Genomic DNA, 12,943 nt, shown 5'->3' on the forward strand with positions numbered 1-12,943 from the left:
GGGGTCTCAGCGGGTTTCGACCACCGCGGCGGTCACGGTGGTCACCGTGTCCGTGGTGTCTTCGCTGATCTGGCGCGGGGCGTCCTGGCGCGGGCTCACGCCCAGGTAGCGCTGCATCAGGTCCTGCACGATCGGGCTCTTGTCGGCCAGGCCTTCGATCGACTTGCCCAGCGACACCGCCTTGATCAGGTTCTCGAACATGCCGCCGTCGCCACCGACCAGGTCGATGTCGGCATTGCGCAGCGCGCTGGCGATGACCCCGGCGTTCTCGCGCGAGACTTCCTTGCCGGCTTCGATCGAGGCCAGGGCCTGCTTGAGGCTGTTGTCGAGCATCATGCGGAACTCCTCGTGGCCACGCGCGGTGTCGCTGAGCGAGGCGATCGCCTCGAACTTGCGCACCAGGCCCTCGGCTTCGGCGAGCAGCTTCTTCTGCACCACGCCCGCCTCGGCGCCGCCGACCGACTCGGTCGCGGTGGCGCGGGCGCGGCCCATCTGTTCTTCGCCCTGGGCCTGCGCCTGCAGGTTTTCAGCCAGCACGCGGGCTTCGTTGGTGCCCTGCTTGAGGTTGGCGTCGGCCTTGGCCTCGATCACCCGGGCCTCGGCGATGCCGACCTTCTCGATGGCCAGCGCGGAGGCTTCGCGCACCTGCGCCTCGGCCAGGCCGGGCGCGGCCTGCTCGGCGCGGGTGCCGTCGGCGAGCAGGCGCTTGGCGTCGGCCTGCTTGCCGGCCGCCTCGTGCTCGGCCTGGGCCAGGGTGGTGATCTCCACCGCGCGGTGCTTGGCCGCGGTCTCGCCGGCCTGCGCTTCCTTGACCTGGCGCACCAGCTGTTCCTGCGCGCGGGCTTCGGCTTCGAGGATCAGCACCTGCTTCTGGCGGTCGGCCTCGGAGACCTCACGCACTTCCTTGATGCGCTCTTCTTCCTGCGCCACGGTCTTGTCGATGGCGATGCGCTCGCGGGTGATGTTGGCCACGTCCATCTTGCCGGACTCGACCACCTTGTCGCGCTCCACGCCCTGCAGCTGCACTTCGCGCTGGGTGGTGACCTGCTCCAGCTGACGTGCACGCTCGACCCGCTCGGCTTCGATCGCCACCGCACGCTGGCGGTTCTGCTCGGCCACTTCGACTTCGCGCATGCGGTTCTGCTCGCGGATCTCGATCACTTCCTGCGCTTCGATGCGGGCCTGCTCGGACAGCTGGCGCTGTTCTTCCTGGACCTTGGCGGTCTCGGCCTCCTCGCGCGCACGGATGGTGTCGATCTCGCGCTTCTGGCGGGCTTCGGCTTCGGCCTGCTGGCGTTCGAGGGCCAGCAGCGCTTCGCGCGCTTCGACGTTCTTCTTGGTGATGGCCAGCTTTTCGTTCTGCTCCAGCTCGTTGGTCACCACGTTGTGGGTGGCGGTGAGCTCGGTGATCTTGCGGATGCCCTGCGCGTCGAGGATGTTGTTCTGGTCCAGCAGCAGCTTGGGGGTCTGCTCCAGGTAATCGATGGCCACGTCTTCCAGCGCGTAGCCGTTGAGGTCGTTGCCGATCACCGCGATGATCTCGTCGCGGAATTCCTGGCGCTTCTCGAACAGTTCGGTGAACTCGAACTTCTTGCCGACCGTCTTCAGCGCTTCGGAGAACTTGGCGTTGAACAGCTCATCCACCGCATGCTTGTCCGAGGCGCGATCGGCGCCGATCGCCTTGGCCACGCGCAGCACGTCGGCCTGGGTTTCATTGACGCGCAGGTAGAAGGCCACGGCGATGTCGGCACGCATGTTGTCGCGGCAGATCAGGCCTTCCTTGCCGCGGCGGTCGATCTGCAGGGTGATCAGGCTGATCCGCATCAGCTCGGCGCGGTACAGCACCGGGATGATCAACGCGCCGGTGAAGTGCACCTTCGGCTGGGAGCTCATGTCGTTGACGATCAGGGCCACGCCCTGGTCCACCTTGCGGTAGAAGGCCTTGAACAGGCCAGCGAGGCCGAGCAGAAGGACCAGCAGGATGCCTACCCCGATCACGAACGGGGCCAAGGTCGCAAAACTCATCGATGGATCTCCTTATCGCCCGGAATCAGGCTGTCTTGGATGGAAAGCGCGGGGTGGTCGGTTTCACGCGCCACCAGGTAATGGTTGTGTTCGGCCACGTAGTCCAGCAGGACCAGGCGCTCGCCGCGCGTCAGGATCACGCCTTCGCGCGTGCGCACCTGCAGGATCAGCCCGGCGCCGCCGTCATCGACGGTGGCGTAGCCGCTGCTGGCGCTGACCTGGGGCGAGGCGACCACGCCCACCCGGCCCAACAGCGAGGCCTGCTCGACCGGGCGCAGGCGCAACAGCAGGCGCCGGATCGGGCGCAGCACCATCACGCTCAGCGGCACGGCGGGAATCAGCGCGAGTACGGCGGTGACGCTGCCGGCCAGCCACCGCACCGGCGTCGGCAATGACTGCAGCAGGAACAGATGCACGAAATAGGTGGCGGTCCAGCCGAAGAAGGCCAGCAGCGCGATCACCAGCATCACCGGTGCGCCGCCCAGGCCGAGTCGCGAGAACATGCCGGAAATGCCGTGCAGACCGTCATCGCCCAGATGCAGGTCCATGCCGTCGTGGGCCATGCCGTCATCGACCACGCCGCAGGCGGCCAGCATCCAGTACAGCACGGCAAACGCCAGCACGACGCTGTACGGCAGCGTGGGGAACGTCAACACGACGTTGAGGAACTCGTTCATTCCGTGTCTTCCCTGCGATGGCGGCCGACCTTTCCCCCGGCTGCCTCCTGTGGGCACGCGCTCCGGCGTGCCCCGACTACGCGCCGTACCGGCCGCGCCATGTCCTGTCGATGCTACGTGAAATTTGCGGCTACGCCCATAGCAGCGCCGCCACGCGAAGCGCGGCGGGCATCAGGGGGTGTCGGCAATGGCCGGACCCGGCCCCCTGGGGGGCCGCCGTCGATCAATCGGCTTCGTGGCAGTCGGCGCGGCGCACTTCTTCGACGAACTTGCGCATCTTGTAGCCGTCCTTGATGCCCGGCTCGGACTCGATCCCGCTGGACACGTCCACGCCCCAGGGCAATGTGGCCACGATCGCGTCGAACACATTGTCCGGGGTGATCCCGCCGGCGAGCAGGAACGGCCGGTGCAGCCCGGTCGGCAGGCGGGTCCAGTCGAACGCCACGCCGGTGCCGCCACCGCCGCCCGGGGCGTGGCTGTCGAACAGGAAGCCGGCCGCGCTGGGGAAGCGCAGCTGCAGTTGGCGGGCATTGACGTCGTCACGCCCGCCCATCGCCACGGCCTTCAGGTACGGCATGTTGAAGCTGCGGCAGAACGCCTCGTCCTCGTCGCCGTGGAACTGCAGCAGGGTCGGCCGCACGGTGCGCAGCACCTCGCGCACTTCTTCCTTGCTGTTGTCGCGGAACAGCGCCACCACGTCGACCATCGGTGCGATCGCCTGGCGCATCGCACGCGCCTCGGCCGGCGCGACCCGGCGCTTGCTCTCGCGGGCGAAGATGAAGCCCACCGCGTCCACCCCCAGCTCCCCCGCCAGGCGTACGTCGCCGGCGCGGGTCATGCCGCAGAACTTGATTCGGGTGCGATAGAAAGAGCGGCTCATAAAGTGACCTCGGCGGGCAGGTGCCAGTTGTCGGGGTACAAGGGTCCAACGAACACCAATCCCTGTGGCGGTGCGGTCGGTCCGGCCACGGTGCGGTCCTGGCCGGCCAGCAGCTCGGCCATCCACGACACCGGTTTGTCCCCGGATCCAACCAGGATCAGTGAACCGACGATATTGCGCACCATGTGATGAAGGAATGCATTGGCCTGAACGCAGACCTCCACCACCTCACCGTCGCGGCGCACGCTGATGGCCTGCAGCTCGCGACGGGCATGCAGGGCTTCGCACTGGATGCTGCGGAAGGCGCTGAAGTCGTTTTCGCCCAGCAGCGCCTGCGCCGCCGCGTGCATCCGCCCCGCATCGAGCGGGCGCCGCTCCCAGCTCAGGGTCTGGCGCTCCAGCGCGGGCCGCACCTGGCGGTTGAGCAGGCGGTAGCGGTAGCGCCGGGCCCGGGCCGAGAACCGCGCATGGAAGTCGTCGGCCACCGGTGCGCACCAGCGCACCGCGATCGACCGCGGCAACCGGGTGGTGGTCCCCAGGGTCCAGCCGCGCGGATCGCGGACCACGTCGGTGTCGAAGTGGACCACCTGGCATTGGCCGTGCACGCCGGCATCGGTGCGCCCGGCGCAGGTGACGTGGATGGGCGCATCGGCCACCGAGGACAGCGCCTCCTGCAGGCTGGCCTGCACGCTGGGGCAGCCACTTTCGCCCAGTTGCTGCCAGCCCTTGTAGTCGCTGCCGTCGTATTCCACGCCCAGTGCGTAGCGCATGGTCAACCTCTGTAAGTCGGGGGAAACCGGCCAGGGCCGGCCAGGGGGTCAGGCCGGGTCGCGTTCGGACCACACCGCCAGTTCGTTGCCACCGGGCTCGACGAACTGGAAGCGGCTGCCGCCAGGAAAGGAGAACACCGGTTTGACCACCCGGCCACCGTGGGCGGCAACCGCCTCGGCCATCGGCGCCAGGTCATCGGCATAGATCACCAGCAGGCCGGCGCCGGCGCTGGCGGTGCACGGGGTGCCGCGGAAGAACCCGCCCTGCAGGCGGCCATCATCGAAGGCCGTGTAGTCCGGGCCGTAATCGACGAAGGACCAGCCGAACACCGCGCTGAAGAACGCGCGGCTGGCGGCCGGGTCGGTGGAGGCGAACTCCACGTAATCCAGCCGCCGCTCCCGCCCGGGGTGTGCAGGCGCCGCGCTCATCCCAGCCGCGCCAGCAGTTCGCGCGCCTGCGCCTGGCTGTGCGGATCGGCGGCCTGGGCCACTTCCTGCAGCAGGATGCGGGCGGTATCGGCATCGCCCAGGTCCAGGTAGGCGATCGCCAGTTCCAGTCGATCACGGCCGGCGGCCGGAATGGCATGCGCGTCGGCAGCGCCGCTGTCATCGCCGTGCGCGGGAGCCTCGTTCACCGGCTCGTCGGCCACGGCCTCGGGATCGGCGTGGGCGACGGCGCTGTCGTCGGGGAATTCGAACACGCCGCGGAAGGACGGTTGCGCGGCGGCCGCCAGCGCATGCGCCGGCGGCGCGACGAAGGCGTCGGCGTCAGCGTCGCTGTCGGCCACGGCCGGTACCGCATCGGCGACCACGTCGTCCGCCGGGGCCACGTGCGGTGCGCGATGGCCGGGCTCCGGTTCCAGGCTGAACACCGGCTCGCGACGCTGGCCATCGAGCACGTAGTCCGGCGGCGTGGCGTAGTCCTCGCTGTCCAGCGCGTCCGCCACCGGTGCGTCTTGCTGGGCGGCCAGTTCATCCACGTAGTCGGCGGCAGGCACGGCAGCGGCCAGCGCGGCGGCGTCCAGGCCATCGCGACGCAGCGGCGGCAGCGGCGAGGGCTTGCGCCGGCGTGCCACGGCCCAGCCGGCGACGACCAGCAGCAGGATGCCCAGGCCCAGCCAGTACCAGCCCGCGCCCCCACCCTCGCGCGCGGCCGGGGCCTGGCCCAGGCGCTGCTGCGCGGCGGCCAGGTCACTGTCTTTCATCGCGATCAGGGAGTCCTGCTGCTTCTGCAGTTTTTCCAGCTCGGCCACGCGGCCGCGCAGTTCCTGGATCTCGGCATCGCGCGTGGCCACGTCTTCCTTGGCCTGGCGAAGTTGGTCGTTGCCCAGCATGTCACCCTCACTGCCGGCGGCGGTGCCGGTGGTTGTCCCTGCGTTGTTGTCGGTGGCCGCGACCGCCGGGGCGATCTCTAGGCGTGCACCGCTGGCCGCGGCCGGCGCGGTGGCCGGGCCCGGGGTGGCGGCGACGCCGCTGCTGGCCGGTTGCGGGATGGCTGCACGCGACTGGCGCCACTGCGCGGCATGCTCGCGCACGATCGCGGCCGCTTCGTTGGCATCGATCGGCGTGGCATTGTCGCCAGCGGGACCACGCAGCACCGCGCCCTGCTTGAGCAGGTTGACGTTGCCACGGATGAAGGCCTCGGGATTGGCCCGCAACAGCGCGATCATCGCCTGGTTGCGGTTGATGCCCTGCTCGCGCGCCATCGCACCGGCGATCTGCGACAGGGTCTGCCCGCGCTGGACGGTGATGCTGCCATCGGCGGCCAGGCGCGCCGCGGGCGGCGCCGGTGCGGGTGCGGCGGCACGTGGGCTGGCGTTGCGCGGCGGCACCGGGGCGGTGCGCGACGGGGTGTCCTGGGCTGGCGGGGTGGGCGTTGCCGCCGCCGCTGCAGCTGCCGGCACCGGTTCCGGGTCACGCACGATCGCGTTGGACATCGCGCCGGCGGGGGCGACGATTTCCGGTTCGGCCACGGCCAGCGCGCTGTTGGGCGCGTCGACCAGGGCCGAGTACTCACGGACCAGGCGGCCCTGGCCCCAATCGGCTTCGATCAGGAAATTGAGCGAGGGGGTCGTGACCGGGGCCTGGGTGCTGACCCGGACCACCGCCCTGCCCTGCGCGTTGCGGGTGAGCTCGAACTGCAGCTCGCTGACCAGCCCGACCGGGCGTTCCAGCCCCACCCGGGCGAAGGTCACCGGCGACGCCAGGGCGACGCGCAGGTTCTGCAGCTCGGCCGGGTCGGCCGAAATGACCGGAATTTCGGCCAGCAATGGCTGGCCGGGCTTGGACAGCACGCGGATATCGCCCAGGCCCAGGGCCATGGCGGAGCTGCTGGCGAGGGCCAGCACCAGCGTGGAGACATACTTGAGCGGGCGCAGTGCGCCCGGAGCCCGGTTCTTCATGGCGGCCAATATAACGGCTCCCCCCGTGATCGGCGATGTTTTGTAGTGCAGCCGCCGATGGCATCCCCATGCCACCGGCGGTACGCGATCAGCCTTCGGCGGCGACCAGTTCGGCCAACTGCACCGCATTGAGCGCGGCGCCCTTGCGGATGTTGTCCGAGACGATCCACAGGTTCAGGCCACGCGGGTGCGAAAGATCCTCGCGGATGCGGCCGACATACACCGCATCGGTGCCCGAGGCGTGGGTGACCGGGGTCGGGTAGCCCCCGGCTTCGTGCCGGTCCACCACTTCCACGCCGGGCGAGCGCGAGAGCAGCTCGCGCGCCGCGTCCGGGGTGACCTTCTCGCGGGTTTCGATGGTGACCGCCTCGGAGTGGCCGTAGAACACCGGCACGCGCACCGCGGTGGGGTTCACCAGGATGCTGTCGTCGCCGAGGATCTTGCGGGTTTCCCAGACCAGCTTCATTTCTTCCTTGGTGAAGCCGTTGTCCTGGAAGTCGTCGATGTGCGGGATCAGGTTGAAGGCGATCTGCACCGGGAAGCGCTGCGGGTCGATTTCCTGGAAGCTGAGCAGCTGGCCGGTCTGCTTGCCCAGTTCCTCCAGCGCCGAACGCCCGCCGCCGGACACCGACTGGTAGGTGGCCACGTTGATGCGCTCGATGTGGTACTTGCGGTGCAGCGGGGCCAGCGCGACGAGCATCTGCATGGTCGAGCAGTTCGGGTTGGCGATGATGCCGCGCGGGCGGAGCTTCAGCGCCTCCGGGTTGACTTCGGAGACCACCAGCGGCACGTCATCGTCGTAACGGAACGCCGAGGAGTTGTCGATCACCACCGCACCGGCGGCGGCGAACGTCGGGCCGTACTCCTTGGAGACGCTGCCACCGGCGGAGAACAGCGCGATGTCCACGCCGTTCGGATCGAAGGTGCTCAGGTCCTGGACCTTGATCTTGCTGCCCTGGAAGTCGATCTCGCCACCGGCCGAACGCGAAGACGCCAGCAGGCTCAGCGTGGCGATCGGGAAGTTGCGCTCGGCCAGGATGGCCAGCATGGTTTCGCCGACGGCACCGGTGGCACCGACGACGGCGACGTGGAAACGACGATCTGGATTGTTCATGGGGGAACCTCGTGTTGGGTGGACCGACCGTCGGTCGGTACCTGCCTTGTTTGGGGGATGGGCACCGACCAACGGTCGGTACCTGCCGGAATGTTGAATGTGCGTGCCGACCAACGATCGGTACCTGCCGTGCCTTGGAGATGTGTACCGACCCACGGTCGGTACCTACCGGTTCGGGAACCTCGCCTGTTGGCCGGCGCGGTTCCCTATCGTTTTGCGTCGTCGATTTTCTTGCCGCCCACGGTCGCGCCGCCGGTTTTCACGGCAGCGACCGCGTCAGCGTTGATCGCGCTCGGCGGGTGGCCGGCGTTCGGGCCCTGCCCGAGTGCGGCGGTCAGGTTGTCCACGGCCAGCTGCACCATCGCCCGGCGCGTGGCCTGGCTGGCGCTGCCGATGTGCGGGGTCAGCACGATGTTGTGCAGGGCGAGCAGTTCCGGGCGTACCGTCGGCTCGCCTTCGAACACGTCCAGCCCGGCCGCGGCGAGCCGGCCGTTGGCCAGGGCGTCGGCCAGTGCGAGCTCGTCGACGATGCCACCGCGGGCGATGTTCACCAGGGTGGCGGTGGGCTTCATCTTCGCCAGTGCGGGGGCATCGATGATGTGGTGCGAGGATGCGTTGTAGGGCAGCACCAGCACCAGGTGATCGACCTGCCCGAGCAGGGTGTCCAGGTCCACGTACTGCGCGCCGACCTCGGCCTCGGTGGCCTCGGGCAGCCGCGAACGGTTGTGGTACAGCACGCGCATGCCGAAGCCGAGCGCACCGCGGCGGGCGATGCCCTGCCCGATCCGGCCCATGCCGAGGATGCCCAGCGTGCTGCCGTGGATGTCCGCGCCGAGCATGGTCTGGAACGACCACTGGCCCCACTGGCCGTCGCGCAGCCAGCGCTCGGACTCGGTGATGCGGCGCGCGGTGGCCATCAGCAGCGCGAAGCCGAGGTCGGCGGTGGTCTCGGTGAGCACGTCCGGAGTGTTGCTGGCCAGGATGCCGGCGGCGCTGAGCGCGTCGACGTCCAGGTTGTTGTAGCCCACCCCGACGTTGGCGATCGCGCGCAGCTGCGGCGCGTTGCCGATCTCGGCCGCGCCGATGCGTTCGTTGAGGGTGATCAGCGCCCCGTCCACGCCGGCCAGCCGTTCGGCCAGCTGTTGCGGCGTGTAGCGGGTGACGTCGCCGGTCATGTCCAGGTCGAAATGCTGCCCGAGCTGCTCAATGACATCATCGAACAGCGGCTGGCTGACCCAGACCCGGGGGCGCCGATCAGCCATCGATCGTGCCCGGGATGCGCGGGGTGATCTCGCCGACATCGCCACACTGGGCGCGGTGGCGCAGTGCCTGGTCCATCAGCACCAGGGCCATCATCGCCTCGGCGATCGGGGTGGCGCGGATGCCGACGCAGGGATCGTGGCGGCCGGTGGTGATGACATCGACCGCGTTGCCGGCCGCATCCACCGTGGCACCGGGCAGGCGCAGGCTGGAGGTGGGCTTGAGCACGATCGAGGCGGTGACCTGCTGGCCGGTGGAGATGCCGCCGAGGATGCCGCCGGCGTGGTTGCTGGCAAAGCCCTGCGGGGTGATCAGGTCGCGGTGCTCGGTGCCAAGCTGGGCGGCGCTGGCAAAGCCGTCACCGATCTCCACGCCCTTGACCGCGTTGATGCTCATCAGCGCGGCGGCCAGTTCGCCGTCGAGCTTGCCGTAGATCGGCTCGCCCCAGCCGGGCGGCACGCCATCGGCGACCACGTTGACGCGCGCGCCGACCGAATCACCGGACTTGCGCAGCGCATCCATGTAGCTCTCCAGCGCCGGCACCTGGTCGGCGACCGGCCAGAAGAACGGGTTTTCTTCCACTGCCGACCAGTCATGCCCGGTCGGGGTGATCTCGCCCAGCTGCGAAAGGTAGCCGCGCACGGTCACGCCGAAGCGCTGCTGCAGCCACTTCTTGGCGACGACGCCGGCGGCCACGCGCATGGTGGTTTCGCGCGCGGACGAGCGTCCGCCACCGCGCGGGTCGCGGATGCCGTACTTCTGCCAGTAGCTGTAATCGGCGTGGCCCGGGCGGAACTGCTGGGCGATGTTTGTGTAGTCCTTGCTGCGCTGGTCGGTGTTGCGGATCAGCAGCGCGATCGGGGTGCCGGTGGTGCGGCCTTCGTACACGCCGGACAGGATCTCGATGTCATCGGCCTCGCGCCGCGCCGAGGTATGCCGGCTCTTGCCGGTGGCGCGACGCTGCAGGTCGTGGGCGAATTCGTCGGCACTGATCTCCAGCCCGGGCGGGCAGCCATCGATCACGCAGCCGATCGCCGGACCGTGCGATTCGCCGAAGGTGGTGACGGTCAGCAGTCTGCCGAAGCTGTTGGAACTCACGGCCGCTGCGCTGCCAGTTCGGTGATGCGGGCGCTGTGGGCGATCAGTTCACGGCATTCGACGGCAAAAATGCCCATCTGGCCGACCTTGAACTCGACCCACGCAAAGTCGACTTCCGGCAGCAGCTTGATGAGGTGCTGTTCGGACTCGCCCACTTCGCAGATGAGCAGGCCATCCTCGCTGAGGTGCAGCGGGGCGTCGCGCAGGATCTTGAGGACCAGGTCCAGGCCATCGGGACCGGCGCGCAGGCCCATGTCCGGCTCGTAGGAGTATTCCTGCGGCAGGGCATCGGTTTCGTCGTTGGTGACGTAAGGCGGGTTGGTGACGATGAGGTCGTAGTGGCGGCCGGTGAGACCGTTGAACAGGTCGGACTTGAGCAGGGTGACGTTGTGCGCCTGCAGGCGTTCCTTGTTCTCGTGCGCCAGCGCGAGGGCGTCGTCGCTGAGGTCGACGCCGTCCACTTCCCAATTGGGGTAGTAGTGGCCGATGGCGATGGCGATGCAGCCCGAGCCGGTGCACAGGTCCAGGGCGCGATGGACGTCGCGGCCGGCCAGCCACGGCTCAAAGCCGGTTTCGATGAGTTCGGCGATGGGCGAGCGCGGCACGAGGGCGCGGCGGTCGCTTTTGAAGCTCAGGCCGGCGAACCAGGCTTCACCGGTGAGGTAGGCAGCCGGGAGGCGTTCGCTGATGCGGCGTTCAAACAGGGCCAGCACCTCGGCCTTCTCCGCGGTGGTGACACGGGCGGCACCATAGGCCGGGCCGAGGTCGTGCGGGAGGTGCAGGCTGTGCAGGACGAGCTGGGTGGCTTCGTCCAGGGCATTGTCGTAGCTGTGCCCGAAGGTGAGCCCGGCGGCATTGAAACGGCTGGTGCCGTAGCGGATCAGGTCGATGATCGTATGGAGTTCGGCGGCCGTTTCGGCAGTCATGGCAAGGCAACAGACAAAGTGGCCCCCGATTATAGGCGACCCCATGCCCCCCGGCATCCGTTGCAGTGGAAAGTGGTTGGGCCCACCATTCCGGTGCCCTCCCCGTTTTCAGCCCACCGGGGCCTTTGACGGTGCGGCTGCCTCTGGCGTGGAAGAACCCCAAAAAACCCACCAGCGCCGCCTCCCCCCCTATCATGGTGGCCCCTTCCGGGAACGGGCTTTCCATGTTCAACCGCAACGCAGGCATCATTTTGCTCATCGCCCTGGCCGCCGGCCTGGGGCTGGTCGCCGCGCAGAAAGTGTTCGCGCCCTCCCCGGCCAGCGATCGCCCCGCCACCGAATCGATCACCTTCTACCCCCAGCCGCGTCCGCTGCCCGACTTCAACCTGGGCCAGTCCGACGGCACCCGCCTCATCCCCGGCGAGCTCAAGGGCCATTGGACCCTGGTCTTCCTCGGCTTCACCTTCTGCCCCGACGTCTGCCCGACCACCCTGGCCGACCTCGCCCAGGCCCAGAAGCAGTGGGAAGCCCAGCCGGACACCCTGCGTCCGCGCCTGGTCTTCATCTCCGTCGATCCCGAGCGCGACACCCCCACCCGCCTGGGCGAATATGTCCACGCCTTCCACAAGGACACCCTCGCCGCCACCGGCGACGTCCCCTCGCTGGAACGCTTTGCCACCTCGCTCGGCTTCGTCTTCCAGAAGGTGCCCGGCAAGCACTTCGACGAGAATCCCGAGGATTACACCCTCGAACACTCGGCCAGCCTGGCCGTGCTGGACCCGGACGGCAAACTCGCCGGCCTGATCCGCCCCCCCTTCAATGCGCAGGCCATTGCCCGCGACCTGCAGACGCTGACCGAGAAAACCGCACCATGAGCCTGACCACCACGCTGAGCTACGTCCTGCCCCACCGCCTGCTGTCCTCGATGGCGCGGCGCCTGGCGTATTCCAGCAACCCGCGGATCTCGCGCTGGCTGATCGATACCGTCACCGAGAAGTTCGGCGTCAACCTCGCCGAGGCCGCCAACCCCGACCCGCGCAGCTACGCCAACTTCAACCAGTTCTTCACCCGCGCCCTCAAGCCCGGCGCACGCGTGCCCGCGCCCGATCCGCGCACCCTGGTGATGCCCGCCGACGGCCGCATCAGCCAGCTTGGCGCGATCGAGGACGGCCGCATCTTCCAGGCCAAGGGCCAGTCCTTCACCGCCGCCGAACTGCTCGGCGATGCCGCCGATGCCGAGGTGTTCCGCCACGGCCTGTTCGCCACCGTCTACCTCTCGCCCAAGGACTACCACCGCGTGCACATGCCGTGGACCGGCACCCTGCGCGAAACCGTGCACGTGCCCGGGCGTCTGTTCAGCGTCGGGCCGGCGGCGGTCAACACCGTGCCGGGCCTGTTCGCCCGCAACGAGCGCCTGGTCTGCCACTTCGATACCGACTTCGGCCCGATGGTCTCGGTGATGGTCGGCGCGCTGCTGGTCTCCGGCGTGGAAACCGTCTGGGGCGGCGAAGAAATTCCTGCCTACGGCGACACCATCACCCGCAAGGATTACCGCAACAAGGGCATCACCCTGGAACGGTTCGCGGAGATGGCGCGCTTCAACTACGGCTCCACCGTCATCGTGCTGCTGCCGCCGGGCGTGGCCGAGTTCGCCCCGCACCTGGATGCCGAGCATGCCGTGCAACTCGGCCAGCCCCTGGCCACCCTGCGGTAACACCGCGCCATGCGTGGCAACCGCGCGTCCACGCCGCACAATCAAAAACGCCCCGGTTTCCCGGGGCGTTTTCATTG

The 12,943-nt window shown here is 68.8% G+C and carries 12 protein-coding genes; 2 read left to right on the forward strand and 10 right to left on the reverse strand.

Going from position 1 to position 12,943, the window contains the following annotated elements; all coding sequences use genetic code 11:
• Nucleotides 1-6 precede the first annotated feature (6 nt).
• From AC1DGC_RS02460 to prmB, 10 genes are all read right to left on the reverse strand, one after another.
• Nucleotides 7-2,025 (reverse strand): hypothetical protein, encoded by a 2,019-nt coding sequence (locus AC1DGC_RS02460; RefSeq protein WP_394160816.1) that lies wholly within the window; start codon nucleotides 2,023-2,025, stop codon nucleotides 7-9.
• Nucleotides 2,022-2,702, reverse strand: a complete 681-nt coding sequence (locus tag AC1DGC_RS02465; protein ID WP_478047144.1) for a hypothetical protein — start codon at nucleotides 2,700-2,702, stop codon at nucleotides 2,022-2,024. Before AC1DGC_RS02465 ends, AC1DGC_RS02460 begins: the two co-directional genes overlap by 4 nt.
• 223 nt (nucleotides 2,703-2,925) lie before the next feature.
• Entirely contained in the window at nucleotides 2,926-3,582 is a 657-nt protein-coding gene (locus AC1DGC_RS02470; RefSeq protein WP_259205657.1) for a phosphoribosylanthranilate isomerase, read from the reverse strand.
• The gene (truA, locus tag AC1DGC_RS02475; RefSeq protein ID WP_449334783.1) at nucleotides 3,579-4,352 is read right to left on the reverse strand and encodes a tRNA pseudouridine(38-40) synthase TruA; all 774 of its coding nucleotides are present in this window, start codon (nucleotides 4,350-4,352) and stop codon (nucleotides 3,579-3,581) included. Before truA ends, AC1DGC_RS02470 begins: the two co-directional genes overlap by 4 nt.
• 48 nt (nucleotides 4,353-4,400) lie before the next feature.
• The gene (locus AC1DGC_RS02480; protein ID WP_259205674.1) at nucleotides 4,401-4,781 is read right to left on the reverse strand and encodes a VOC family protein; all 381 of its coding nucleotides are present in this window, start codon (nucleotides 4,779-4,781) and stop codon (nucleotides 4,401-4,403) included.
• Nucleotides 4,778-6,754: a motility hub landmark protein FimV gene (locus tag AC1DGC_RS02485; RefSeq protein WP_478047145.1), complete on the reverse strand. Its 1,977-nt coding sequence runs from the start codon at nucleotides 6,752-6,754 to the stop codon at nucleotides 4,778-4,780. Before AC1DGC_RS02485 ends, AC1DGC_RS02480 begins: the two co-directional genes overlap by 4 nt.
• Before the next feature lie 88 nt (nucleotides 6,755-6,842).
• Nucleotides 6,843-7,868: an aspartate-semialdehyde dehydrogenase gene (locus AC1DGC_RS02490; protein WP_259205690.1), complete on the reverse strand. Its 1,026-nt coding sequence runs from the start codon at nucleotides 7,866-7,868 to the stop codon at nucleotides 6,843-6,845.
• Nucleotides 7,869-8,074: 206 nt separating this feature from the next.
• Nucleotides 8,075-9,130 carry a 2-hydroxyacid dehydrogenase gene (locus tag AC1DGC_RS02495; protein ID WP_478047146.1) on the reverse strand — a complete coding sequence of 352 codons (1,056 nt, stop codon included), beginning with the start codon at nucleotides 9,128-9,130 and terminating at the stop codon, nucleotides 8,075-8,077.
• Nucleotides 9,123-10,226 (reverse strand): chorismate synthase, encoded by a 1,104-nt coding sequence (gene aroC, locus AC1DGC_RS02500; protein ID WP_478047147.1) that lies wholly within the window; start codon nucleotides 10,224-10,226, stop codon nucleotides 9,123-9,125. Before aroC ends, AC1DGC_RS02495 begins: the two co-directional genes overlap by 8 nt.
• Nucleotides 10,223-11,152, reverse strand: coding sequence for a 50S ribosomal protein L3 N(5)-glutamine methyltransferase (prmB, locus tag AC1DGC_RS02505; protein ID WP_394160830.1), 930 nt, complete (start codon nucleotides 11,150-11,152; stop codon nucleotides 10,223-10,225). The genes aroC and prmB overlap by 4 nt, the downstream gene beginning before the upstream one ends.
• A gap of 224 nt (nucleotides 11,153-11,376) precedes the next feature.
• Between prmB and AC1DGC_RS02510 the strand changes: the two genes are divergently transcribed.
• Nucleotides 11,377-12,027: an SCO family protein gene (locus AC1DGC_RS02510; protein ID WP_259205722.1), complete on the forward strand. Its 651-nt coding sequence runs from the start codon at nucleotides 11,377-11,379 to the stop codon at nucleotides 12,025-12,027.
• A complete protein-coding gene (gene asd / locus AC1DGC_RS02515; protein ID WP_478047148.1) occupies nucleotides 12,024-12,866 on the forward strand; it encodes an archaetidylserine decarboxylase in 843 nt (280 codons plus the stop codon). The genes AC1DGC_RS02510 and asd overlap by 4 nt, the downstream gene beginning before the upstream one ends.
• Nucleotides 12,867-12,943 lie beyond the last annotated feature (77 nt).

Source organism: Stenotrophomonas sp. 05N37 (assembly GCF_056397365.1).